Origin of the sequence: Pseudoduganella sp. SL102 (assembly GCF_027856995.1) — a bacterium.
GTDB classification, from domain to species: domain Bacteria; phylum Pseudomonadota; class Gammaproteobacteria; order Burkholderiales; family Burkholderiaceae_D; genus Rugamonas; species Rugamonas albidiflava.
Genome location: NZ_CP115554.1, coordinates 2896701 through 2920475 on the forward strand (window position 1 = coordinate 2896701; position 23775 = coordinate 2920475).

20 protein-coding genes are annotated in these 23775 nt (G+C 64.1%); 6 read left to right on the plus strand and 14 right to left on the minus strand.

The annotated features are described in order from the left end of the window. The first annotated feature begins 42 nt into the window (after positions 1-42). Positions 43-1245: a selenoneine synthase SenA gene (gene senA, locus OU994_RS12385; RefSeq protein WP_281610981.1), complete on the plus strand. Its 1203-nt coding sequence runs from the start codon at positions 43-45 to the stop codon at positions 1243-1245. A 35-nt stretch (positions 1246-1280) separates the two neighbouring features. Here the strand turns inward: senA and OU994_RS12390 are convergent, their stop codons facing one another. After that, positions 1281-1664, minus strand: coding sequence for a VOC family protein (locus OU994_RS12390; RefSeq protein WP_281610982.1), 384 nt, complete (start codon positions 1662-1664; stop codon positions 1281-1283). Positions 1665-2172: 508 nt separating this feature from the next. On the opposite strand from OU994_RS12390, the gene mqo reads away from it, so the two are divergent. Next, a complete protein-coding gene (gene mqo / locus OU994_RS12395; RefSeq protein ID WP_281610983.1) occupies positions 2173-3777 on the plus strand; it encodes a malate dehydrogenase (quinone) in 1605 nt (534 codons plus the stop codon). Between the two features lie 362 nt (positions 3778-4139). Next, the gene (locus tag OU994_RS12400; protein ID WP_281610349.1) at positions 4140-5156 is read left to right on the plus strand and encodes an IS110 family transposase; all 1017 of its coding nucleotides are present in this window, start codon (positions 4140-4142) and stop codon (positions 5154-5156) included. 124 nt (positions 5157-5280) lie between these two features. On the opposite strand, the gene OU994_RS12405 is transcribed toward OU994_RS12400, so the two are convergent. The 6 genes from OU994_RS12405 to OU994_RS12430 all read right to left on the minus strand — a co-directional run bounded on the left by OU994_RS12405 (position 5281) and on the right by OU994_RS12430 (position 13252). Next, positions 5281-7350 carry a S9 family peptidase gene (locus OU994_RS12405; protein ID WP_281610984.1) on the minus strand — a complete coding sequence of 690 codons (2070 nt, stop codon included), beginning with the start codon at positions 7348-7350 and terminating at the stop codon, positions 5281-5283. Between the two features lie 268 nt (positions 7351-7618). Continuing rightward, complete coding sequence (locus OU994_RS12410; RefSeq protein ID WP_281610985.1) at positions 7619-8725, minus strand: catalase family protein; 1107 nt, start codon at positions 8723-8725, stop codon at positions 7619-7621. A gap of 252 nt (positions 8726-8977) precedes the next feature. Next, the gene (locus OU994_RS12415) at positions 8978-10297 is read right to left on the minus strand and encodes a Glu/Leu/Phe/Val dehydrogenase (protein ID WP_281610986.1); all 1320 of its coding nucleotides are present in this window, start codon (positions 10295-10297) and stop codon (positions 8978-8980) included. A 181-nt stretch (positions 10298-10478) separates the two neighbouring features. Continuing rightward, positions 10479-11438 carry a LysR family transcriptional regulator gene (locus OU994_RS12420; protein WP_281610987.1) on the minus strand — a complete coding sequence of 320 codons (960 nt, stop codon included), beginning with the start codon at positions 11436-11438 and terminating at the stop codon, positions 10479-10481. A gap of 42 nt (positions 11439-11480) precedes the next feature. After that, positions 11481-12788, minus strand: coding sequence for an MFS transporter (locus tag OU994_RS12425; protein ID WP_281610988.1), 1308 nt, complete (start codon positions 12786-12788; stop codon positions 11481-11483). After that, entirely contained in the window at positions 12785-13252 is a 468-nt protein-coding gene (locus tag OU994_RS12430) for a MarR family winged helix-turn-helix transcriptional regulator (RefSeq protein WP_281610989.1), read from the minus strand. The genes OU994_RS12425 and OU994_RS12430 overlap by 4 nt, the downstream gene beginning before the upstream one ends. 111 nt (positions 13253-13363) lie before the next feature. Between OU994_RS12430 and OU994_RS12435 the strand changes: the two genes are divergently transcribed. Then, positions 13364-13900 carry a DUF882 domain-containing protein gene (locus tag OU994_RS12435; protein ID WP_131146618.1) on the plus strand — a complete coding sequence of 179 codons (537 nt, stop codon included), beginning with the start codon at positions 13364-13366 and terminating at the stop codon, positions 13898-13900. A 304-nt stretch (positions 13901-14204) separates the two neighbouring features. Here the strand turns inward: OU994_RS12435 and OU994_RS12440 are convergent, their stop codons facing one another. The 6 genes from OU994_RS12440 to OU994_RS12470 all read right to left on the minus strand — a co-directional run bounded on the left by OU994_RS12440 (position 14205) and on the right by OU994_RS12470 (position 21612). Next, the gene (locus tag OU994_RS12440; protein ID WP_281610990.1) at positions 14205-14930 is read right to left on the minus strand and encodes a M23 family metallopeptidase; all 726 of its coding nucleotides are present in this window, start codon (positions 14928-14930) and stop codon (positions 14205-14207) included. A gap of 15 nt (positions 14931-14945) precedes the next feature. Then, complete coding sequence (locus OU994_RS12445) at positions 14946-15944, minus strand: L,D-transpeptidase family protein (RefSeq protein WP_281610991.1); 999 nt, start codon at positions 15942-15944, stop codon at positions 14946-14948. Between the two features lie 182 nt (positions 15945-16126). Then, positions 16127-17041 carry an IS1595 family transposase gene (locus OU994_RS12450; protein ID WP_373922616.1) on the minus strand — a complete coding sequence of 305 codons (915 nt, stop codon included), beginning with the start codon at positions 17039-17041 and terminating at the stop codon, positions 16127-16129. Positions 17042-17226: 185 nt separating this feature from the next. Beyond that, positions 17227-18741 (minus strand): DEAD/DEAH box helicase, encoded by a 1515-nt coding sequence (locus OU994_RS12460; RefSeq protein WP_281610994.1) that lies wholly within the window; start codon positions 18739-18741, stop codon positions 17227-17229. A 445-nt stretch (positions 18742-19186) separates the two neighbouring features. Beyond that, positions 19187-19978, minus strand: a complete 792-nt coding sequence (gene fabI / locus OU994_RS12465; RefSeq protein WP_131146614.1) for an enoyl-ACP reductase FabI — start codon at positions 19976-19978, stop codon at positions 19187-19189. Between the two features lie 287 nt (positions 19979-20265). Further along, complete coding sequence (locus tag OU994_RS12470) at positions 20266-21612, minus strand: transglycosylase SLT domain-containing protein (RefSeq protein WP_281610995.1); 1347 nt, start codon at positions 21610-21612, stop codon at positions 20266-20268. Positions 21613-21872: 260 nt separating this feature from the next. Between OU994_RS12470 and OU994_RS12475 the strand changes: the two genes are divergently transcribed. Continuing rightward, the gene (locus OU994_RS12475) at positions 21873-22460 is read left to right on the plus strand and encodes a DUF1415 domain-containing protein (RefSeq protein ID WP_281610996.1); all 588 of its coding nucleotides are present in this window, start codon (positions 21873-21875) and stop codon (positions 22458-22460) included. After that, positions 22457-22651: a DUF1289 domain-containing protein gene (locus tag OU994_RS12480; protein ID WP_131146612.1), complete on the plus strand. Its 195-nt coding sequence runs from the start codon at positions 22457-22459 to the stop codon at positions 22649-22651. Before OU994_RS12475 ends, OU994_RS12480 begins: the two co-directional genes overlap by 4 nt. A gap of 483 nt (positions 22652-23134) precedes the next feature. On the opposite strand, the gene OU994_RS12485 is transcribed toward OU994_RS12480, so the two are convergent. Continuing rightward, on the minus strand, positions 23135-23647 hold the full coding sequence (locus tag OU994_RS12485; protein WP_281610997.1) for a DUF1993 family protein: 513 nt from the start codon (positions 23645-23647) through the stop codon (positions 23135-23137). Between the last annotated feature and the right edge of the window lie 128 nt (positions 23648-23775).

Sequence of the window (23775 nt, forward strand, 5' to 3'; positions counted from 1 at the left end):
ATCGTCCGTTTGCTTGAAGCTGCCATTGGTTACAATCCCTCAATGAATTCCATTACCGCCTCTTTTCGCACCGCGCGTACGCAGCAGCTGGCCGAGGCCATGCAGGATGCGCGGCATTATACGCTGGCGCTGTTCGACTGCTTCGCCGCCGCCGGCATGGACGTGCCGCGCAATGTGCCGCAGATCCGCATCGTCAATCCGCCGTTGTGGGAGCTTGGCCATACCGCCTGGTTCGCCGAATGGTTCATCCTGCGCGAGGCGCTGTCGAGCCATCCGGCCGACGCGCAGTTCGCCTCGCTGCTGACCAAGGGCGACGACTGGTTCGATTCCGCCAACGTGCCGCACCGCAGCCGCTGGACGCTGGACCTGCCGAGCACCGGCGGCGTGAAGACGTATTGCCATGAAGTGCTGGACCGGGTGCTCGACAAATTGTCGCGCGAGCCGAACACCGACGAGGCGCTGTACCCGTATCGCCTGGCGCTGGCTCACGAGGACATGCACGGCGAAGCCTACCTGTACACGCTGCAGACACTCGGCCTGCAGGCGCCCGCGCACCTGGCGCATGGCGAGCCCGCGCCGGCCGGCGGCGCGGGTATCCGTTTCCCGGGCGGCACGCTGCAACTGGGCTGCGCGGCGGATACCGCCGGCTTCATGTTCGACAATGAAAAGTTCGCCCATCCCGTCTACGTGGCGCCGTTCCACATGGACGCGGGGCTGGTGACCAACGCCAGCTACATGGACTTCATCGCCGACGGCGGCTACGACAACCGGCAGTTCTGGAGCACGGGCGGCGCCGCGTGGCTGATGCGGCAGGAGCGTTCCGCGCCGCGCTATTGGGAACGCGAGGGCGGCGGCTGGCGCACCGTGCGCTTCGGCCGCGCGGCCACGCTGAACCCGGACGAACCGGTGCGGCACGTCAGCCTCTACGAGGCGCAGGCCTACTGCGCCTGGGCCGGCCGCCGGCTGCCGACCGAGGCGGAGTGGGAATACGCGGCGCTGCATGGCCACCCCGCGTTCCGGTGGGGGCAGTTGTGGGAATGGACCGCGTCGCCGTTCGAACCTTATCCCGGCTTCAGCGCGGACCGCTACCGCGAGTATTCCGAACCCTGGTTCGCCACGCACCAGGTGCTGCGCGGCGCGTCGTTCGCGACGCCTTCGCGCTTCGGCGCGGCGAAGTTCCGCAACTTCTTCATGCCGGAGCGGGACGATATCTTCTGCGGCTTCAGGACCTGCGGCCGGGACTAGGCTTATCCCCGGGCAGCTTCAATCTTCGGGAGGCTTCAATCTTCGTAGAGTTCGAGCGGCAAGCCGTCCGGATCGGCGAAGAACGTGAAGCGCCGTCCGGTATGCTCGTCGACCCGTACCGGTTCGACAGCGACGCCTTGCTCTTCCAGGCGCGCCTTGCAGGCCCCGATATCGTCGACCGCGAAGGCCAGGTGGCGCAGGCCGCGCGCCTCGGGATACGAAGGCCGCGGCGGCGCATCCGGAAACGAGAACAGCTCGATTTGCGCACCGTCCGCCAGTTGCAGGTCGAGCTTGTACGACCGCCGTGCCGCGCGGTAGTTTTCCGCGATGACGCGCAAGCCCAGCACCTCCGTGTAGAAGCGCTTCGAGCGCTCGTAGTCGGAGCAGATGATGGCGGCGTGATGGATTCGTTTGAGCATCTGTAGTAACGCAATCGATGGATGAGCCATGCAGGACCGGCTGCGATGGCATGCACGGCATTATATGCGGGCGAATCATGCGAGGAAAATCCGATGCGCGTATCGGGCGGCCGGGCCGCATGGTTGAACAGGTCTTATAGAGGACCTAAGTATTATCCCGAATAGGTGACCTTCTCCCTCCCGGCCTAAGATTCGTTCGCCCCAACCGGGCCTTGTCTCTTCAATGGACGCCGGAACGATCACGTGCCTTCCGCATGCCGGAACCGGCACGCCGTCGTTTGCCGCGTGATCCTGTCACGCCAGATTGATCCAGCTCCTGTATCGCACAGTGATGCTGCTTCTGTTGCGCGTCGCGTGCCCCGACCTTCGTGGCCGCACGCTCCTTACGGAATTTTTTTGTCCGGCCCGCCCGGCCCGCCGGAAATATTTCGCAAGGAACCATTGAAGATTTTTTTCAATCGGATGATGGCGATGGCAGCATCGCGATCATCGTTCAGGTAATGCCATCATGCGTAAGTCCGTTGTCAGCAAGACGCTTGTCGTCCTGTTCTCCTGTTTCATCCTTTCCTCCTGCACCAAGTCGCCGCCGCCATCCGCCGATAAACCGGTGGACGTGGTGCTGGTTGGCGCCGGTGTCATGAGCGCCACGCTTGGCACCATGCTCCACGAGCTGCAGCCCGGCCTGACCATGCAGATGTTCGAGCGCCTCGATTCGGTTTCGGCCGAAAGCTCCGACGCGATGAACAACGCCGGCACCGGCCACTCCGGTTTCGCCGAATTGAACTACACGCCGGAGATGCCGGACGGCAGTGTCGAAACGAAGAAGGCCGTCGACATCAACGAACAGTTCGAAGTCTCCAAGCAGTTCTGGGCCTACCAGGTGCGGAAGGGCTACCTGGGCGACCCGCGCACCTTCATCAACAACGTGCCGCACATGTCGTTCGTGTGGGGCGATGAAAACATCGCCTTCCTGAAGAAGCGCTACGCCGCCCTGCAAAAGGAAAACCTGTTCAAGGGCATGGTCTATACCGAAGACCAGGAACAGCTGCGCCAGTGGATTCCGCTGGTGATGAATGGCCGCGACAAGAACCAGAAGGTGGCCGCGACGCGGATGGAAATCGGCACGGATGTGAACTACGGCACGCTGACGCGCAGCATGGTGAAGCACCTGACGGAGAAGGGCGGCATGACGCTGTCGCTGCGCCACCAGGTGGAGGACATCAAGCGCGGCACCGATGGCAACTGGAATGTCACCGTCAAGAACCTGGCCGACAACACGGTGAAGACGGTGCGCGCGAAGTTCGTCTTCATCGGCGCCGGCGGCGGTTCGCTGCCGCTGCTGGAAAAGAGCGGCATCCCGGAGGCGAAGGGCTTCGGCGGCGTGCCCGTCGGCGGCCAGTGGCTGGTCACGAGCAATCCCGAACTGATCAAGCAGCACAATGCGAAAGTGTACGGCAAGGCTTCCGTCGGCTCGCCGCCGATGTCGGTGCCGCACCTGGATACCCGCATCATCGATGGCAAGCAGGCGCTGCTGTTCGGCCCGTTCGCCACGTTCTCGACGAAGTTCCTGAAGAACGGTTCGTGGATCGACCTGCCGGCCTCCATCGGCGGCGACAACGTCAAGCCGATGTTCGAGGCGGGCTACGACAACATCCCGCTGACGAAATACCTCGTGCAGCAGGTGATGCAGTCGCCGGAAGACCGCCTGGCGACGCTGCGTGACTACCTGCCGGAAGCAAAGCTGGAAGACTGGACGCTGGTCAACGCCGGCCAGCGCGTGCAGATCGTCAAGGACGACCCGAAGAAGGGCGGCCTGCTGCAGTTCGGCACTGAAGTCGTGAGCTCCGCCGATGGCACGATGAGCGCGCTGCTGGGCGCATCGCCGGGTGCCTCGACGGCCGCGCCGATCATGCTGAAAGTACTCGAGAAGTCGTCGTTCAAGGGCCAGCTGGCCACGCCGGAATGGCAGGCCAGGATGAAGGAGATGGTGCCGTCGTATGGCCGCAAGCTCAATCCCGACGCGGCCTACGCCAACCAGATCCGCCAGCAGAGCAGCGCGGTGCTGGGCCTGAAGGCGATCACGCTGGACGTGCCGGCCGCTGTGCAGCAGTGAGGCAGTAAAGCAGTAAAGCAGTAATGCAGTAACGCAGTAACGCAGTAACGCAGATGCCGGCCCGGGCGCGACCGCGAGCCCGGGCATGAAAAAATCCCCCTCCGTGTCTTGCACGGAGGGGGATTTTCTTTGATACCTGTGGCGCGGAATGACGCGGGCTTACTTCTTGGGACTCGTATCTTGAGCATACCGACAATTCAGTGGATACTTCCGCTGCAGTTCCGGCCAGGCAAGGTCACACCGCTCGGGATTAAGGCTTCGAGCCTGTGGGTCAGATAGGTGGCCTTGCCTGTTTTTTCATTGAAGTCCGTACGGTATCTTGGGACGGCGTTCTTACGCTAAGCCCGCATACGAGAGAGGAAATGATGGAAATGGCAGTAACCCCGGTAGTTGGCGTTGATGTGAGTAAGAAGAAGCTCGATATTGTTCTGCTGGTCAGTGGCAAAGCGAAATCGAAGACGCTCAGCAATACGCCGGAGGGTTACCAGGAACTGGTTCAATGGTTGGTCAAGCAGAAGGTCTCTCCAGACAGCGCTCACGTGTGTCTGGAAGCGACCGGTGTCTATAGCGAGCCGCTTGCTCTGTGGTTGCACGATGCGGGCATCATGGTGAGCGTCATCAATCCAGGCTGCATCAAAGGTTTTGGGCAGTCCGAAAACATCCGCAACAAAAACGATCAAATTGACGCCGGGCTGATCGCCCGATTCTGTGCTGCGAAGAGGCCGCCAGTTTGGGTGCCACCTCCAAAGGAACAGCGTGAACTCAAGGGTTTGAGCGATCGGCTGCTTGCGCTCAAGGACATCAGGCAACAGGAAAAGAACCGGATGGAAGCTCATGATTTTGCCGGTCAGGGCGACTTGGTGAAAAACGTCGATGAGCACGTAAAATGGCTCGATCAAAAGATCACCGAGCTGGAAAAGGAGATCGACGATCACATCGACAGGCATCCTGGCCTGAAACGTGACGCCGATCTGATGCGCAGTATTCCGGGCATTGGCAGCACTACGATAGCTAAGGTCCTGGGCCACATTGGTGACATTAGGCGCTTCGGATCGGCCAAGGCACTTGCGGCATTTATTGGAGTCAGTCCAAAGCAAAAAAGCTCTGGAACATCAGTGCGCGGTCGGACAAGCATGAGCAAGATCGGCAACAATGATCTGCGTAGTGCACTGTACATGCCTGGCATGGTCGCCAAGCGGTACAACACCTTGCTGAAGACCTTTGCCGAGCGCCTGAGCGCCAATGGCATGGCTCCCAAGGCCGTCACCGGCGCCGTCATGCGCAAGCTGGTTCATCTGATTTACGGCGTGGTTTGCTCTGGCAAGCCATTCGACCCGAATTTTTTGAATTCGGGCCTTGCAAAACAAGACGGTATCTGACCCCGCCTTTTATGGAAAATGCCATCGAAATGCTGGCAAAAACCGGGGTCAGTCCCCTTGATCATGGCCGGCGACTCGGATAGCACCAACGACTGGCGGGGACAGACTCCTGCTGCTCTGGCGCCTACTTCTTCAGGTGCTCATCCAGCCAGCCGAACACCGTGTGGTGCCACTGGATCGAGTTGGCCGGCTTCAGTACCCAGTGGTTCTCGTCCGGGAATACCAGCAGCTTCGACTTGATGCCCTGCCGCTGCAGCGCGGTGAAGGTGGCCAGCGCCTGGGCGGTGGGGATGCGGAAGTCCAGGTCGCCCTGGATCACCAGCATCGGCGTCTTCCATTTCGTCACATGGTGCACCGGGTTGAACTTTTCATAGCCTTCCGGGTTCGCGTACGGCGTGCCGCCGTTTTCCCATTCGGTGAACCACAGTTCCTCGGTCGAGTAACCCATGCCGCGCTGGTCGAACACGCCGTCGTGGTTGACGATGCACTTGAAGGCGTCGCTCCAGTTGCCTTCGATCCAGTTCATCATGTAGCCGCCGTACGAAGCGCCCAGCGCGCAGGCATTCGACGTGTCGAGCCACGGATATTTCTGGCCGGCCGCGGCCAGGCCCTTCTTCAGGTCTTCCAGCGGCTTGCCGCCCCAGTCGCCGCTGATCGAATCCGTGAAGGCCTGGCCGTAGCCGGTGGAGCCGTGGAAGTCGATGAACACGGTGGCGTAGCCGGCGCCGGCATAGACCTGCGGGTTCCAGCGGTAGCTCCACGAGTTGCCGAAGCTGCCCTGCGGGCCGCCGTGCACGAGGAAGGCCACCGGATACTTCTTGCCCGGTTCTGCGTTCCACGGCTTCATCACGTAGCCATGCACTGTGTCGCCGTTGGCGCCGGCAAACGAGAACTGCTCGTACTCGCCCATCTTCACGTCCGCCAGGCGGTCGCGGTTCACCTGGGTGAGCTGGGTGGCCTTCGTGCCGGCCAGCCGGTACAGCTGGGCGCCATCGCGCAGGCTGTTCTGCGTCATGACGACGGTATCGCGCTTCGCGTCGAATTCGGCGACATAGCCCTTGTCCGTCAGCGCGCTGGCCTTGCCGCTGGCGACGTCGAGCGAGAACAGGCGGTGGTTGCCGATGTCGTCGGCATTGGCCAGCAGCGCCTTGCCGTCCGGGCGCCAGCGGTAGTCGGCGATCGAACGGTCCCAGCTTTCAGCCAGCACGCGCTTCCTGCCGGTGGCGACGTCCTGCAGGATCATGTGGAAACGGTCGGCCTCGAAGCCGGGGCGTTTCATGGCCAGGTACGCCAGCGTCTTCCCGTCCGGGGAGAATTGCGGCTTGGTGTCCCAGGCGGGATTGTCAGCCGTCAGGTTGCGCGGCGCCGCGCCGCCGGCCGCCGGCACGTCGTACAGGTCGAAGTTGGTCGACCAGGCTTCGCTCTTGCCCGCCACCCGCACCGAGAAGACGATGCGCTGGCCGTCCGGGCTGAACGTGTATTCGCCGCGGTCGCCGAACGGCTTGCTGGTAATGTCGCCATCCAGGGCACCGGACAGGCTGACGGCGCTGGAGGAGGGGGAGGCGGGGGAAGAACTGAGCGGCACCGAGTACAGCACGTTGCGCCTGCCGTCGGCCCAGGTATCCCAGTGGCGCACGAACAGCTGGTCATACAGCTTGCCGGTGGCCTTGCCGGCAGCCCGCTCGTCGTTGCGTTTCTTGCTGCAGGCCAGGTCGGCGCAGTCGCGGAACACGGCCATCGTCACCGCCAGGCGGTCGCCCTTCGGCGAGACGTGGAAGCTGTCGACGTCGAGCGGCAAGTCGGTCACCCTGGCCGCTTCGCCGCCGCCGGCCGGCAGGCGCCATACCTGCGCCGAGCCGGAGCGGCTGGACAGGAAGTACACGGCGTCACCGCTCGCCGACCATTCCGGGTCGAAGCTGCTGGTCTCGTGCGAGGTGAGCTGTTGCGGCGCAGGCTTGGCGGCACGCAGGTCGATCATCCACAGCTGGGTGGTGCCGCGGTTTTTCTCCAGGTTCGTGCTGCGCACGGTATAGACGACGCGCGAGGCGTCGGGCGACAGCACGGGGCTGCCGATGCGCTCCATGCTCGCGAGGTCTTCGATGGTCAGGCCGCGTGGCGCCGCCATCGCGCTGGGGGTGGCCACGAGGGCGCCCGTCGCAAGGGCCGCGCCGGTTACCAGCAGGCGTAAGGTCATCCGGTATTCTCCGATCTTCAAAAAGGGAGGCCGGCACGCGCCGGCCAAGGCGCGCATGATAGCAAAGTGGATTCGCGGCGGGAGGATCAGGTAGTGGCGTCAGTACTGGTGTCGGACATCTTTTCCGGGTGACTCTTCCGGAAAAGGTGTCGGACACCGGTTCGCGTCTGATGCAAAGCCCTGCGTGGCATCGACCGGCAACCGGTGTCCGAGACTTTTTCCAAAACCCATGGAAAAAATGTCCGACACCAGCGCTTGCACCGGTGCTTCAGTGCCCCGCGAGATCGAAGGGCAGGCCGTCCAGCGACGCAGGTTCGACGATCGGCGCGCCGCGCCGCCGGCCGCGCAGTTTCGACGACATCTCGTAGGCCGCCTTGCGCACGCGGTTGACGGACCCCAGCGGCCGGTGCGCGGCGAGGCCGTGCCATGGGGAGAAACTCATGCCTTCGTCGATCGCCGCGGACAAGGCCTCGCTCCAGCCGATCTGGGGCGGCGCGACCACCCTCGCCACGGTCACGTAGGGGCTCAGCGCTTCCGGCCATTCGGCCGATGCATCCTCGATCGGCATCTCTTCGATATTGGTGCACAGCTGCACGCGCAAGTCCCATTCGCCACCCTGCTGGGCAAAATAGTCGACCACGGCCTGGCGCAGCACGTCCGGATCGGCGCCGTAGTCGACTGGGGCGCCTTGCAGCCGGGTCAGCCCCACGGCGGTCGGCACCAGCGCCACCTTGGCCATGTAGGGCCCGAACAGGATCGGTACCTGGCTGTAGTAGCTGTCGCCGAGCGGATGCGTGGCCGGATGGCCGCCCATGCCTTTCAGGGCCGCGCTGTCGGTGCCGGTCTTCTCGATGGCCCGCTCGACCTGCTGGAGAGCGGCCGACAGCATCTTCTTCAGTGCCGGCGCCTTGTCGGTGGTGGCGGCCAGCATCGACAGCCCGGCAAGGAACGCCTTCGGGCCGGCGTTGAGGAAGGTGGTGGCGTTGACGAGCACGAAGTCTTGCGTGGCATCGTTTTCACTGCCGGGCAGGCGGGGGCCTTGCGCGCCGATCACCTTCAGCGCCATGCCGCGCGGCGTGGAAACGCTGTCCGCCAGCACGTCGCCCGGCGTGGTTGACAGCCGCATCACGACGGGAAGATTCGCTGGCTCGGCGAACAGGCCCTGCGCCAGCACGGATGGCAGGTCGGGCAGCACGCGCAACTCGGCGCGCAGCAAGCCGTGGCTCTTGGCGTGCACGCTGCGCAGCGGCTGGCCGGTGTCGCGGAAAGTCGTGTCGGCGATCGCGTGCAGTACGTCGAGCAGGTCGGCCTGCGTGTCGGCTTCGTCGGCCTCCAGCACTTCGTAGCGGGAGTCGTACTCGATGGGTGGGCGCATGGCGGGTCTCCGTTGTGGTCCTGGATACCATGCGATTCTGGCGCGGCGGCGGGCCGGCTGTCTGTGGGCCAGCAAACAAATACGTGCCCGTCGAAACGAAAAAGCGCCGCCTCGCGGCAGCGCTCTCCGGGGTTTCCCCATGTCTCCCCCGCATCTCTGTCGGATTGGTCGGGACCCTTTACTACAGCAATCTTTACTACAGCAATCTTTACTACGGCAGGCTTTACTAGGACAAGCTTTACTGCGTCGACCTTACGGGTACAGTCCGCGCACTTCGCGCGCCTGCAGCACCCTGGTGCACGCCAGGATGAAGGTGGCCGTGCGCAGCGTGACCTTCTTCTCCTGCGCCACTTCCCACACCGCGCTGAACGCATCCTGCATGATGCGGGTCAGGCGCGCATTGATCTCGTCCTCGCTCCAGAAGAAGCTGGAGAAGTCCTGCACCCACTCGAAGTAGGAGACGGTCACGCCGCCCGCATTGGCCAGCACGTCCGGCACGATCAGCACGTCGCGCTCGGTGAGGATGTCATCCGCTTCCGGCGTGGTCGGGCCATTGGCGCCCTCGAGGATGATCTTGGTGCGGATGCGCGGCGCGTTTGCCGCCGTGATCTGCTGTTCCAGCGCCGCCGGAATCAGGATGTCGGAGGCCACGTCCCAGAACGCATCGCGGTCCAGGAAGGCATCGGCGCCGGGGAAGCCGTTCACGCCGCCCGTCTCGGCCACGTGGCGGTGCAGGCCGGCGACATCCAGGCCGCCTTCGTTGACGATGGTGCCGGTATGGTCCTGCACGGCGACGATCTTCGCGCCGGCCTCGGCGAACATGGTAGCGGCCACGCCGCCCACGTTGCCGAAGCCTTGCACGGCAACCCGCGCCCCGGCAATCGCCACGCCACGCTGGCGTGCCGCTTCGCGGCCGACGACGAACACGCCGCGCCCGGTGGCTTCGCGCCGGCCCAGCGAACCGCCCAGCGAGATCGGCTTGCCGGTCACCACGCCGGTCGACAGGTTACCTTCGATCATGGCGTAGGAATCCATCATCCACGCCATCACCTGTTCGTTGGTGTTCACGTCCGGCGCAGGGATGTCCTTGGTCGGGCCGATGATCAGGCTGATCTCGCTCGTGTAGCGGCGCGTCAGGCGCTGCAGTTCGCCTTTCGACAGCGTCTTCGGATCGACGCGGATGCCGCCCTTGGCACCGCCGTACGGCACGTTGACCGCGGCGTTCTTCACCGTCATCCATGCCGAGAGGGCCATCACTTCGGACAGGGTCACGTCCTGGTGAAAGCGCACGCCGCCCTTGCCCGGACCGCGCGACATATTGTGCTGCACGCGGTAGCCCTCGAAGTGGGCGATGCTGCCGTCGTCGCGTTCGATCGGCACGTCGACGGTGAGGATGCGTTTCGGGCGCTTCAGCGTTTCGACCCAGCGGGACAGGGCGCCCAGGTGCGGCGTGACGCGGTCGATCTGCTGCAGGTACTGGCCCCATGGTCCGAGATCGTCGGCATTGAGGTAGGAAGGCAGTGCGTGCGTTACTGGGTGATTCGTCACGGGATGCTGTACGGCGTTCGTCATTGTTTGACTCCTGTCTCGCTTGTTGTGCGCTTTTCGTGCGCAGTTTCTTGGTCGGCAGCGGGTACTGCCAGCGAGGCGAATCATAGGATGCGGTGCCGTTTCCGGGCCAATGCCGCTTGCGCATCCGGCTATGCAAAAAATGCATAACGTGGTTTTTGTCCCGGCGCGCGCGCCCTCGGCGTCAGCGCTCGGACGCCGCCAGGCGGCGTTTCGCCTTTGCCGGCTGGAGCCGTTCTTCGAGGAAGTCCCACAGTTCGGTGACCAGGCGCTTGCCTGGCCGCGCCGGCGACGGGCGTTCGCGGTACAGCCGGATCTCCATCTCGATCTCCCAGCTGCCGCCGGCATCGGCGGGGGCCAGCAGCTTCTGCTTCACTTCGCGCGTGACGGCCGATTCGGGCAGGAACGCGATGCCGCGCCCTTCCAGCGCCATCATCTTCAGGCCTTCCGCCATATCGGTCTCGTAGCGTTTGTCGAGGTGCAGCGCGGGCCGGGCATCGGCCAGGATCAGGTCGACCATCCGGCCCAGGTAGGCGTTGGTGGTGTACGACAGGAAGGGCAGCGGCGCGGCCTTGCGGCCGGGCAGGGTGAACATCGGCTGCCTGGCCCGGTCGCAGCGGGCATAGGCGCGCAGCGCTTCGCGGCCCATCACCAGCATGTCGTAGCGGCCCGGATCGAGCTGCACCGGCTGGCGCGGGTGGTGGTAGCACAGCAGCAGGTCGCAGCCGCCTTCGACCAGCTGCAGCACGGCGTCGTGCACGTTCAATGCCATCAGCCTGCTGTGGATGGGGCCAAAATCCTCTTCGAGCTGCGTGATCCACTTCGGCACGAACGTCAGCGACAGCGTGTGCGGCACGGCGAGGTCGATCGTCGTCTGCGCGGCCACCCGCTTATGGCGCAGCAGCTCTCGCACGCCGTTGATCTGGCCCAGCATTTCCAGCGCCTGCTCGTAGAACACGTGCCCGGCCGGCGTGAGCCGGGTAGGGAAGGTGGTGCGGTCGATCAGATCCGTACCGAGCCAGTTCTCCAGTGACTGGATGCGGCGCGAGAAGGCCGGCTGCGTGACGTGCCGCAGCTGTGCCGACCGGCTGAAGTTATTGGTCTCGACCAGCGAGATGAAGTCTTCCAGCCATTTGGTTTCCATCGTGCCTGCCCGGGTTGCGTTGATGCGCGCATTGTAGCGGTGTCAGGCCGGCGCCGCGGCGATCTTGCGGATCGGCGTGAACAGCCAGGCATTGACGGCGCAGCACAGCAGCAGCGCGCCGCAGGCGAAGTACAGCGTGGCCAGCGACACGTGCTGCAGGAGCGCGCCGGTGATGGCGGCCGACAGCGGTGCCAGGCCCAGGAAGATGAACAGGAAGATGCTCATCGCGCGGCCCAGCATCTGCGGCGCCACGCGCCGCCCGATCCACGTGAAGATCGCCACCTGCAGCAGGCCGCCGATGAAGCCCAGTCCGGCCAGCAGCGCGGTAGCCTGCCATATCGACTCGATGCCGCCCAGCGGCGCCAGCAGCAGCCCGGCAAGGCCATCGCCGATCAGCAGCAGCGCGCCGAAGGGCAGGGCGAGCCGCGCGGCCAGCGGCGCGAGCGCCATGCCGAGCAGGGTGCCGGCGCCGTGCGCCCCCATCAGGATGCCCAGGCTTGCCGCGCCTTGTAGTACATCATCGGCCAGCACATCATCGGCCAGCAGCGGCAGTGCCACCTGCATCGCGCCGCCGACCAGCAAGGCGACCAGGCCCCAGTACAGGAAGCAGGCGCGCAGCGCGGTGTCGCGCCACACCATCGCCAGGCCTGCGCCCACGGAACGCAGTACGCCTTCCTCGTTCGCGCGCGGCACCGTGCCGGTGGGGCGCACCCGCGCCAGCGTGAAGGCGGAGAGGATGAAGGTGGCGCAGTCGACCGCGAACGCCAGGCCGAGGGCGCGCATCTCGCCCACGCTCGCGGCGGCGGCGCCTGCCGCGTCCGGCGTGCCACCAGCCAGCGCCAGCAACAGCGCGGCCAGCAGCGGGCCGGCCAGCATCGCCAGCTGGCGCATGCCCATCATCGCCGCGTTGGCCTGCTGGAGCAGCGCCGGCGGCACCGATCGCGGCAGCATCGCGGTGCCGGACGGTATGCCGAAGGCTTGCGCCAGGCCGATGGCCAGCGCCAGCCCGTACACCACAGGCAGCGTGGCCTGGCCCGCCAGCGTCAGTGCGGCAAGTAGACCCAGCAGCACGGCGCTGGCATGCTTCGACCACATCATCACGCGCTGCGGCGAATGGCGGTCGACCACGGCGCCGCCGATGAGGATGAAGACCGCGCGGGGGATCCCCATCAGCGCAATCACGAAGCCCAGCGCCAGCGGATCGCCGCTCAGTGCCAGAACGAGCCAGGGCAGGGCGATCAGCGTGAACTGGTCGCCTGTCATCGACATCATGCCTCCCGCCATCAGCCAGCGGAAGTTGCGGTCGGCCCAGGGAGAGGCGCGGTGAGGCGCGACAGCCTTCCCGCTCATGCGCCCGGCCCCAGGATGTTGCCGAGCACGGCCGTGAGCGTATCTAGCTGGTCCTGCGGAGCATGCTTGAGCAGTTCCGTGCAGGTCTCGCGGGCGGTCAGCAGCGCGTTGTCGAGCAGATTGTGGCCGGCGGGCGTGATGGCCGCGAAACCCACGCGTGCGTCGCGCTCGTCCGCCATGCGTGCCACCAGGCCGGTTTTTTCCATCGGCAGCAGGGTGCGGGTGACGCCGGACGCCGTCAGGCCCTGCCGCTCGGCGAGGTCGACGCGGCGCAGCCGGCCGCCCGGCGCTTTCGACAGGTGGTGCAGCAGCATGAAGTCGCCGAAGGACAGGCCGTGATGGCCGCCCAGCACCGCGTCCAGGCGGCGCACGACGGTGGCTTGCACGCGCGCCAGGCGCAGGCAGAAGTCGAGGGCAGCGGCGGCACGGTCATCGTCGCGGCGGGTGTCGGGATGTGTATTCATTCTGATATCCTTGAGTTAAGCTTGAAATGTACTTGAGTAGTCAAGTATATGCCAAAGAGTTGCAGCGCGCCATAAAAAACAGCAGGAAGCGAACAGGAGTATCATTCACCCATGAACCAACGCAGATCATTCCTCAAGAAATCGGTAGCCGTCGCGTCCGCATTGAGCATGCCCGCGCTGGCCCGGGCTGCCGTCGCCGCGCCGCACGAACGCATCCTGCGCTTCCACAATACGCACACGGGCGAATCGCTCAAGAGCGTGTTCTGGGCCGAGGGGCAGTTCATTCCGGATGCGCTACAGGACATCAACAAGCTGCTGCGCGACCACCGCAGCAACACGATCGCCACGATCGATCCAGCGCTGCTGTTGCTGGTCGAAAAGGTTTCTGCGCAGTTCGGCAGCAACAACGTGGTGCACATCATTTCCGGCTACCGCTCGCCGGAAACCAACCGCAAGCTGGCCGCCGCCAGCGGCGGTGTCGCCCGGCACAGCATGCACCTGGAAGGCAAGGCGATCGACTTGCGCATTCCCGGCAAGGATCTGAAACAGGTGCACAAGGCCGCGCTGGCGCTCAAGTCCGGCGGGGTGGGCTATTACCACGACTCGCAGTTCGTGCACATGGATACGGGGCGGGTGCGGCACTGGTAGTCGAAGGTGTGGCCTGTCGGTCATCCCTTTGAGTTAAGCGTTACGCGACACATCGAAAGCGCTTGCATTCACCCCAAAAGCAAAGGGCTGGGGTCAGGCCCGGGCCTGACCCCGGAATTTGCACTTGGGGTAGGCTTATCCAAGCAGCAATATGGTCTGCCATCGCTTTTGCCAAGGCTATTGCCGACACCGGTTTACGACGCGTTGTGTGCGTCTCTTTCCATCTCTTCCGAAGCTTGTACCTTCTCTCCTGCTGGAGACAAGCTAGCCGGCACTTCCCCTACGGGAAAGTGCCGGGCGCCCTTTATTTCGCGGTGCCCGCCAGGTACGGATAAGGGTTGATTGGCGTGCCTTCCCACCATTTCTTGTCCGCCTTCAGCTCGAAGATCGCGAAGTGCAGGTGGGGGGCGTTCGGATCGGAATTGCCCGTCACGCCCACGTAGCCGATCATCTGGCCGCGCCGGATGGTATTGCCTTCCTTGAGATCCGGCGCATAGCTGTCCAGGTGGGCGTAGTAGTACGCGTATTTTTCCGATGGATCGAACTGGTACACGGTCAGGCCGCCCGGCTTGCTGGTGAACAGCTTGACGATCTTGCCATCCGCCACCGCGAGTACCGGCGTGCCTTTCGGCGCAGGGATGTCGAGGGCCTGGTGTTGCCGCTCGGTGCCGCGCGGCTGGTTGAACGTGTCGGTCACCTCGCGCGGGCTGACGCCGGCCACGGGCAAGAGCAGTGGCCCGATCGACGGTTTCACGTCCATGTCGAAACTGGTGGTTGCCGGATTGACCGGCGCGGGCGGTTGCACTTCCGGCAAGTCCTTGGCCGGTAACGGCACGCCGGCTGGAGCGGCTGCCGGTGCATCGGCGGCTGGCGCAGGTGCGGGCGCCGCGGCCGGCGGTGCCGCAGGCGCCGGAGCGGGCGCTGGCGCTGGCTCCGTTGCAATGGTCGGCGGCACATCGCGCCCCAGCCACAACACCGCACCCACCACGCCGAGTACGGCGCCCAACAGCAAGGTCAGCAGCCATTTCATGATGTGCCTCCGTGTTTAGTCTTGCAGGATGACCTCGAAGCCGGCCGACACGACATTGGCCACCTTGGCGGCGTCCCAGTTCGTCAGGCGAATGCAGCCGTGCGATTCCGTCTTGCCGATCTTCGACGGCACCGGTGTGCCGTGGATGCCGTAGTGTTCCTTGGACAGGTCGATCCACACCACGCCCACCGGGTTGTTCGGGCCGGGCTTGATCAGTGCCTTGCCTTCGCCGGGCTTGGCATCCCAGAACAGTTTCGGGTTGTAGCGGTAGTCCGGATTGCGGCCGACGCCATTGATCTTCCACGTGCCGACGGGCAGGGGATCGTGTTCGCTGCCCGTGCTGGCCGGGAACTGGGCGATGACCTTGCCGCTGTCATCGAGCAGCGACAGCGTGCGGTCCGATTCGTCGACCACCAGCCTGGCGGCAGCCGGCAGCGGACCGGTCGCGCCTGTGTTCGGCACGAGGATGGTTTCGCCCGGCCGCATGAAGTTCTTGCCGGGGTTCATTTGCTTGAGCAATTCCGGGCTGGCATGGAAGCGTTCGCCCAGGGCTTCCTCGATCGTTTCATAGTGCAGCGACGCCAGCTTGGCCTTGTCCGCCATCGATTCCGGTACGGGACCGAACGGGCCCTGCACGTCGACATCCGTGATCGTGTACGTGCCGAGGATCGGCTGGCGGTCGTCCAGCGCATTCCAGGTGGCCTGGTCCATCGTGCCCGTGACCGGCAGGCCGCGCGCTTTCTGGAAGCCGGCGATGGCCTGGCGCATGTTGCTGCCGACCTTGCCGTCGATCTCGCCGGGCGAGAAGTGCGCGCGGTCCAGCAGGACTTGCGCGCGCAGGTCGGCGGGGACCTGGTCCGGCGTAATGGGGGACTGGGCCGCCTGCTGGCCCGCAGGCGGGGGCGCGGACTGGCCCGGCTGGGCTGGCTGCGCAGCCTGGGCGGGCGACGCCGGCTGGGCTGGCGGCACATTCTGGGCATGCGCCAGCGGCGCAGCGAGGAGCAGGGTGAGCATGAGATTTTTCATGGCTCCAGTGTGCCGCGCCGCCGGACGTCGTTCTGTACGGTAGCGTACGCGTGCGCGGCGCAACGCGGCAGTAACGTGTGGCTGGGTCAAAAGGCGCTGTTCGCGTTGAATAGCCTTGCCGGTGGACACGAAACTTTTTTGCGTGCCGAGCGCGGCACGAGCGGACGACCCTAGGCTGGCGCCACGGCAATGCGTAACCATTGCCGCGGTGCCGTCAGCTCGGCGGCATCGAGCACGCGCTGCCAGCCGGTGTAATTGGCCAGGTAGCGGCTGGCGACACCGTTGAATCGCCGCAGCCAGGTCTTGAAGCGGCCATGCCATCCGTTGACACCCTGGATATGCAGTGCGCCGCGCGCTCGGATTCCGGCACGCACATTGATTGCTTCGTGCGTGATGCCGGCCTGCTTCGCGAAAGCCTGGTACGCCTTGGCGGCATCGGTCACGAGCAGCACATCGGGCGCCAGCACGGGCTTCAGGTGTTTCATCAGCTGGCCAGCACTGACCGGGCCGCGACCTGTGACGAAGTCACACGTTTGCCGGTTGCGGTCACGGGCCACGAGGATGCAGTCCAACTCGCTGCTGATGCCGCGCCGGCTGGCCTTGCCGCCGCGCTTTCGGGGCGGGCGGTCCAGGTGTCGCGAGCCCTTCTGTGATTCCAACAGATAAGTTTCGTCGGCTTCGACGATGCCGGACAACTGCGGACGGGGCGCCCGGCGAATGGCGGCGATAAAACGGTGGCGCCATCGAAAGCTGGTCGACTTGGCTACCGCCACGCGGCTGGCCGCCGAACGCACGGGGGTCGACTCGATAAGGCATTGCAAGTATTGCAGCCACTTGTCGCGCAGGCGCAGACGGGCAAGGGGTGTGCCGGTCAAGGCATTGAAGCTGCGCCGGCACATCACGCAGCGATAGCGCTGCAAGCCGCTGGCCTGTCCGCAACGGTGGGAACGCTGGCATCCGCAATGGGGACATGGCGGCCTTCCGGCAGCTTCCTCGATCAGGCGATGGCACTGGCCTGGCTGCTCGACGCTGGCCAGAAAACCCTGCAGCAACGTGACCTGATCTTCCGAAAGCGGTTGCCGCATCAACGCTTCGATCAGTACTCCAACCTCCGCCGTGCCCATGCCGCCTCCTGATATACATGAAGTATCTCAACAGGAAGTCAGACCGTGATTCCGGCGGGAAGTTCCCCGAATTACCGCGCACAGCGCCCAAAAAAAAGCCGCCGGGCGAACCCGGCGGCTTTCATGCTACTTGACTACGCTGGCGATCAGCGCTCGCCCCACGGACGGCGCGGTGCGTCGGAACGCGGTGCGCTGTCGCGACGGAAACCGCCGCCTTCCTTGCGGGCCGGCGCGCCTTCGCGGCGGAAACCGCCTTCAGGACGGGGTGCGCCGTCGGCACGGAACGGCGTGCCTTCGCTGCGGTAGTGGCTGCTGTCGCGGGCGAAACCGCCTTCACGCGGTGCGCCATCGCGCGGGTACGCCGGCTTCGAGAAGCTGCGCTGGCCCGGCTTGCCGCCACGGCCTTCGCCCGGCTTCCAGCCCGGACGCGCGGCGGAACGCGGTGCCGCGGCCTTCTTCGGCTCGAAACCTTCCACCACGTTCACCGGGATCGACTGCTTGGTGAAGCGTTCGATGCGGCGCACGTTCATGTTTTCCGAATGGTTCACCAGCGAGATCGCCAGGCCATTGCGGCCGGCGCGGCCGGTGCGGCCGATGCGGTGCACGTAGTCTTCGGCGAACTTCGGCAGGTCGTAGTTGAACACGTGCGTGATCGTCGGCACGTCGATGCCGCGCGCGGCCACGTCGGTGGCGACCAGCACCTTCACGGTGCCGCGGCGCATGCTGTCCAGCGTGCGGTTACGGGCGCCCTGGTGCATGTCGCCATGCAGTGCGGCGGCCGAGAAACCGGCGATGTTCAGGCGGTCGGCGATCGTGTCGGCATCGCGCTTGGTGGCCGTGAACACCACGGCCTGGTCCAGCGTCTCGTCGCGCAGCAGGTGATCGAGCAGGCGGTTCTTGTGCGACAGGTCGTCCACGAAGTGCACGCGCTGCGTGATGTTTTCATGCTTGTTGGCAGCCTGCTTGATCTCGATGGTCATCGGATCCTTGGTGATGCGGCGTGCCATGTTGCCGACCGTGCCTTCCAGCGTGGCCGAGAACAGCATGGTCTGGCGCGTGGCCGGCGTGGCGGCGACGATCTTTTCGATGTCGTCGATGAAGCCCATGTCCAGCATGCGGTCGGCTTCGTCCAGCACCAGGATTTCCAGCTGGGAAAAGTCGATCTTGCCCGATTCCATGTGGTCGATCAGGCGGCCCGGCGTTGCCACGATGATTTCAGGATTGCGCGACAGCAGTTGCATCTGCTTCGGGTAAGGCATGCCGCCCAGGATCGCCACGGCTTTCAGGCGACGCAGGTTGACGGCGTACTTGTCGGTATTGGTGGTGACCTGCAAGGCCAGCTCGCGGGTCGGCGTCAGCACCAGCATCTTCGGCTGGGCTGCCTTGAAACGTGGACGCTCGCCGCGCGCTTGCGCAGCCTGCTTTTCCTGGTTCGGGGTGCGGCCGGTCGCTTCCGCCGGGGCCATTTCGGCCAGGCGGTGCAGCGAAGGCAGCATGAAGGCCGCGGTCTTGCCGGAGCCCGTTTGCGAGGAGACCAGCAGATCCTTGCCGGCCATCGCGGCGGGCAGAGCTTGTTCCTGGACCGGGGTCGGCGTGGTGTAGCCGGAATCGGTCAGGGCTTTGAGGATCGATGCGTGGAGTCCAAGTGCTTCAAAAGTCATGTATATCTTTCGTAAAATTGCGCGTTCCTGCACAAACGCAGAACGCAACATAGCTACGCCAACCGAACGAAATGACTCTATACGACATGAATAGAAATTTCGGCACAAAAGCTTTGCGCCGGGACGGTGTCATGCTGCGCGATTACGCAGCGACACGCTGAGGCGGGGGGCTTTTTATAAGCGTCATCCGGACGATGCACCGGCTGCATTTGACATGCGGCACGGACAGGGAAACCGGGATACGCGAAGGCTTGCGAAGCTGATTAAGGAGCTAAATAAGAGCTAGATGATTCTCGTGTTCTTCTTCTTCGTGCGCAGTCTGTTGCAACGCACAAAGAACATCATACCCGATTTCTTTCATTCCTGCACGAATATCTAAATCGTGCGGACGGGTCGGGCGGATGCCGGCGCCCGCGTTGCGGGGGCGCCGTTCAGGACATGCGGATTACTGGTAATCGCTGGCGTTCAGGCCCATCACGTGGGAGAAGCCGCCGTCGACATAGACGATGTCGCCGGTGATGCCGGACGACAGGTCGGACAGCAGGAAGGCGGCCGTGTTGCCCACTTCCTCGATCGTGACGTTGCGGCGCAGCGGGGCGTGGCTGGCGGCAAAGCCCAGCAGCTTCGAGAAATCCTTGATGCCGGACGCGGCCAGCGTCTTGATCGGGCCGGCCGAGATGCCGTTCGAGCGGATGCCCTTCTGGCCCAGGTTCTCGGCCAGGTAGCGCACCGAGGCTTCCAGCGAGGCCTTGGCCAGGCCCATCGTGTTGTAGTACGGGATCGCGCGCATGGCGCCCAGGTAGGACAGCGTCAGCACCGACGAACCTTCCTTCAGCAGCGGCAGGGCGGCTTTCACCATGGCCGGGAAGCTGTAGGCGGAGATGTCATGGGCAATGCGGAAGTTCTCGCGGGAGAAGCCGTCGAGGAATTCGCCGGCGATCGCCTCGCGCGGCGCGAAGCCGATCGCGTGCACGAAGCCATCCAGGCTTTCCCAGCTCTGGCCCAGGTCGCGGAACAATGCCTCGATCTGCTCATCGCTGGCCACGTCGCAATCGAACACCAGTTTGCTGCCGAACTCGGCGGCGAAATCCGTGATGCGGTCCTTGAAGCGTTCGCCGACATAGGTGAAGGCCAGCTCGGCGCCTTCGCGGTGGCAGGCTTGCGCGATGCCATAGGCGATCGAGCGGTTGGACAGCAAGCCGGTGATGAGGATTTTTTTGCCTTGCAAGAAAGCCATGATTACTCCAATTGCCTGTTGCGCGCAGCCGGCGCAAGCATGGGTTGTTATTCTAGTTGGTGACGGACCAATCGATGACGGGTACGCATTACCGCAAGATCGAGATTGTATGGCTTGGGGGCGGCGGCTGCAAGCTTGGCGGAATGCTATGGCGCGCGCGGCCGCGGCGTGGTTCGGCGCGGTTCGGCGTGAATCCGGCGCGGCGCGAAAACGGCAAAGGCTGCGGGACATCGGTCGCGCAGCCTTGATGGAGTGAAGGGCGGCCGGCCCGGCCGCGCTTCCGGCACTCAGTTGCGGCGTTTCTTGCCGGCCTGCTCGCGCGAGACGCGTGCCTTCACCAGCTTGATGCGCGACTTGGACTTGTTGCCCGATGCCTTCGCCTTGCGGTAATTACTGCGCTTGGCCACCGCTTCCTCGGCCACGTTGACGGTGGCGTTGTCGGCGATCTCGACCGGGATGTCGAGGTGCGCGCTGGTGGAGATCTTCGGCACCAGGATCGTCGAACCGGCCGTCAGCACGCCGCGCGACGGCAGGTTGTTGGCCTTGCGGATCACGTCCGGCGTGGTGCGGAATTTCGACGCCAGCGAAGCGATGCTTTCACGCGCGCTGCTGACGCGGTGCGTGGTCCAGGTGGACAGCGCCTGGCCCCACTGCGCCAGGTTCAGGTGGAACTTTTCCGCGTTTTCCTTCGGCAGCAGGATCTGGGTCTGCTCGCCGCCGGTGATCACCGGGCGCTTGAACTGGGGATTGAGGGCCTTGAACTCGTCCACCGACAATTCGGCCAGCTGGGCGGCGATGGCCAGGTCGATATCGCTGGTCTTGTCGACGGCGGTGAAGTACGGCTCGTTGCGGATCAAGGGCAGCGACAGGCCGAAGCGGGCCGGGTTGGCCACGATATTCTTCACGGCCTGCAGCTTGGGCACGTAATTGCGGGTTTCCGCCGGCATCAGGTGGGACAGGCTGTCGAAGTCGATCGGCTTGCCGGCCGCGCGGTTCTTCGCGATGGCCTTCTGCACCGAGCCTTCGCCCCAGTTGTATGCGGCCAGCGCCAGTTGCCAGTCGCCGAACATGTCGTACAGCTTTTGCAGGTAGGTCAGCGCGGCATCGGTGGAGGCCAGCACCGAGCGGCGGTCATCCTTGAAGGCGTTCTGCTTCAGGTTGAAGTCGCGGCCGGTGCCGGGCATGAACTGCCACATGCCGCCGGCGTTCGCGCTCGACACGGCCACCGGGTTGAAAGCCGATTCGATGAACGGCAGCAGGGCCAGTTCGGTCGGCATGTTGCGCTTCTCCAGTTCCGTCACCACGTGGAACAGGTACAGCGATGCGCGCGCGGACGTGCGGGCCATGTGGTCCGGGCGTTCGGCGTACCAGCTGGCGTGCTTCGACACCAGGGAATTGTTCAGGTCGGGGATCGAAAAGCCGGTGCGGATGCGGTTCCACACATCCGTTTCCCGGAACGGGTCTTCGGAAGGGGCTTTGACGGTATGGGAAGGAGTAGCGAGGTTCGGTGCAGGGGCCTTGGCGGCGGCGGTCAGGGGCATCAGCGGAAGACTGTCGGCGCTGTCGGCTGCCTGAGTCATCGCCGGTGCCGCGGCAAGGATCGCTGCCAGCAGGGGAATGTACTTAATTCGCATAGTGCTCCATTGTGTTGTCGTCAGGTTAACCAGGGCAAGCCCAGGGGCGGGACGGACTACCAATTTAAAGGCCGAGTTTAAGGAGGTTGTCAGGTCGCCGTCAAGCAATATGTCGGCGCCGTTACAAAAAACTTGAGCTACGGCATCGAGAAAAATAATGGCAAGATCCCTGGGGATCACATCAAAATGGCAGCAAATGGCGTAAACGTCATCCGGTGCGTACAATGTCCGACCGGTATTTCACACCCAGGAAGTTTATTATGAGCAATACCAACAGCAATGGCGGCAGCCAGCCCGCCGTGGACCACGCGAGTGCGATCGCGGCAACCGAGCAGTGGCTGGAAAAGGCCGTGATCGGCCTGAACCTGTGCCCCTTCGCCAAGGCCGTCCACGTCAAGAAGCAGATCCGCTACGTGGTGTCCGATGCCACCACGCCCGAGGAGCTGCTGGAAACCCTGATGGATGAGCTGCAAACGCTGTCCGACACGCCAGCCGAGCAAGTCGACACCACGCTGATCATCCATCCCCATGTATTGAATGACTTCGAAGACTACAACGAGTTCCTCGATGTGGCCGATGCCGCGCTCGAAGACATGGGCCTGGTCGGCGAGTTGCAGGTGGCGAGCTTCCACCCCGACTACCAGTTCGCCGACACGGACCGGAACGATATCGGCAATTACACGAACCGTTCGCCATACCCCACGCTGCACCTGCTGCGCGAAGACAGCGTGGAGCGCGCCGTCGAAGCCTTCCCCGAAGCGGAAGCCATTTTCGAGAAGAATATCGAGACGATGGAAAACCTGGGCCATGAAGGCTGGGACAAGCTGTTCCCGCGGGAACAGCAATGACGGACGAGAAACTTCCCGAGCGCCCGGACACGCCGTGCGTGGCCGTGTGCTCGACCACCTTCGACGATGTGTGCCGCGGTTGCGGCCGCACGTATATCGAGGTGGCGCACTGGGTGTCGATGTCGGCCGAGCAAAAGGAACTGGTGTGGCAGCGCATCCTCGCGCAAGGCTACCCGCGGCGGAATGGCTGATATCGCACGGCTCACGGCCGGTGCCGGGCTACATGCATGATGAAAAACGGTGACAGGGACTAATGCCGCCAAGCTAAGCGTTACCCGACACGGTGCAAGCGCATGCATTCCCCCCAACAGCGAAGGGCTGGGGTCAGGAAGGAATGCTGGCCTGCATGCCAGCACCGTTCCGCAGGCGCGAAGCATGCTTCGCGAACCCCCCCTTCACCCCGGCGGGGCGTAGTCGGGGTTTCAAGGAGCATCGCTCCTTGCCGACGTAGCGATACTGGCTTACAAGCCAGTATTCCTCCCTGACCCCGGAATTTGCACTTGGGGTGGACTTAACTTAACGGCATTAGTGACAGGCACCACTTTTTTTGCAAATATCGAGTGATCGTTGTCGAGCACCGCCACGCGAACGCCAGCATGGCTACGCTGCGGGGCAGCGTAGCCAACAGAAACATTGCAAATCAAATGGTGCCTGTCACCGTTTTTTAGCTGGCGCTATTGCGGGATCGTGCCGATGAAATCCTTCTTGCCGATCTCGATGCCGTTGTGCCGCAGGATGTCGTAGGCGGTGGTGGCGTGGAAGAAGAAGTGCGGCAGGGCGTAGTGCATCAGGTAAGCCTGGCCGGTGAAGTGGCGCGTCTTCTCGCCACTGCCGGTGGTGATGGCGCGCTCGGCACTGACTTCGATCTCGTGGCGCGGCAGGCTGTCCAGGAAGGTCAGCGTTTTCTTGATGCGCAGCTTCAGGTCGGCAAAACTCTTTTCCGTGTCTTCATAGGATGGCACTTCCTGGCCGGCCAGCCGGGCGCCGGCGCCCTTGGCGAAATCGGCGGCGATCTGGATCTGGCGGGTGAATGGCAGCATGTCCGGGAACAGCCTGTACTGAAGCAGGGCGTTCGGGTCGATGCGCGCGGCTTCGACATGCCGGTCGGCCTTGTCGAGGATCTCGAGCAGGCTGTTCAGGATCTGCTGAAACACCGGCACCGAAGCGGAATACATTGAAAAACTCATGGCAACTCCTGTCGTTAATCCCGTTTTGGAGTGGGCATCATAACAAGTTCGCCAACGTTGCAACGTTTGCGTTGTCAGCACGCTTCGTTACTGAACGGCATTCGTGACTTGCTTATCGCTTTGCAGCA

Coding starts and splice junctions, on each gene's coding strand:
- OU994_RS12460 (WP_281610994.1), bottom strand. CDS start 18,741: ATGACTTTTGAAGCACTTGGACTCCACGCATCGATCCTCAAAGCCCTG.
- OU994_RS12470 (WP_281610995.1), bottom strand. CDS start 21,612: ATGCGAATTAAGTACATTCCCCTGCTGGCAGCGATCCTTGCCGCGGCA.
- senA (WP_281610981.1), top strand. CDS start 43: ATGAATTCCATTACCGCCTCTTTTCGCACCGCGCGTACGCAGCAGCTG.
- OU994_RS12435 (WP_131146618.1), top strand. CDS start 13,364: ATGAACCAACGCAGATCATTCCTCAAGAAATCGGTAGCCGTCGCGTCC.
- OU994_RS12430 (WP_281610989.1), bottom strand. CDS start 13,252: ATGAATACACATCCCGACACCCGCCGCGACGATGACCGTGCCGCCGCT.
- OU994_RS12425 (WP_281610988.1), bottom strand. CDS start 12,788: ATGAGCGGGAAGGCTGTCGCGCCTCACCGCGCCTCTCCCTGGGCCGAC.
- OU994_RS12420 (WP_281610987.1), bottom strand. CDS start 11,438: ATGGAAACCAAATGGCTGGAAGACTTCATCTCGCTGGTCGAGACCAAT.
- OU994_RS12415 (WP_281610986.1), bottom strand. CDS start 10,297: ATGACGAACGCCGTACAGCATCCCGTGACGAATCACCCAGTAACGCAC.
- OU994_RS12485 (WP_281610997.1), bottom strand. CDS start 23,647: ATGAGTTTTTCAATGTATTCCGCTTCGGTGCCGGTGTTTCAGCAGATC.
- fabI (WP_131146614.1), bottom strand. CDS start 19,978: ATGGCTTTCTTGCAAGGCAAAAAAATCCTCATCACCGGCTTGCTGTCC.
- OU994_RS12450 (WP_373922616.1), bottom strand. CDS start 17,041: ATGCGGCAACCGCTTTCGGAAGATCAGGTCACGTTGCTGCAGGGTTTT.
- OU994_RS12400 (WP_281610349.1), top strand. CDS start 4,140: ATGATGGAAATGGCAGTAACCCCGGTAGTTGGCGTTGATGTGAGTAAG.
- OU994_RS12390 (WP_281610982.1), bottom strand. CDS start 1,664: ATGCTCAAACGAATCCATCACGCCGCCATCATCTGCTCCGACTACGAG.
- mqo (WP_281610983.1), top strand. CDS start 2,173: ATGCGTAAGTCCGTTGTCAGCAAGACGCTTGTCGTCCTGTTCTCCTGT.
- OU994_RS12475 (WP_281610996.1), top strand. CDS start 21,873: ATGAGCAATACCAACAGCAATGGCGGCAGCCAGCCCGCCGTGGACCAC.
- OU994_RS12445 (WP_281610991.1), bottom strand. CDS start 15,944: ATGCTCACCCTGCTCCTCGCTGCGCCGCTGGCGCATGCCCAGAATGTG.
- OU994_RS12440 (WP_281610990.1), bottom strand. CDS start 14,930: ATGAAATGGCTGCTGACCTTGCTGTTGGGCGCCGTACTCGGCGTGGTG.
- OU994_RS12410 (WP_281610985.1), bottom strand. CDS start 8,725: ATGCGCCCACCCATCGAGTACGACTCCCGCTACGAAGTGCTGGAGGCC.
- OU994_RS12480 (WP_131146612.1), top strand. CDS start 22,457: ATGACGGACGAGAAACTTCCCGAGCGCCCGGACACGCCGTGCGTGGCC.
- OU994_RS12405 (WP_281610984.1), bottom strand. CDS start 7,350: ATGACCTTACGCCTGCTGGTAACCGGCGCGGCCCTTGCGACGGGCGCC.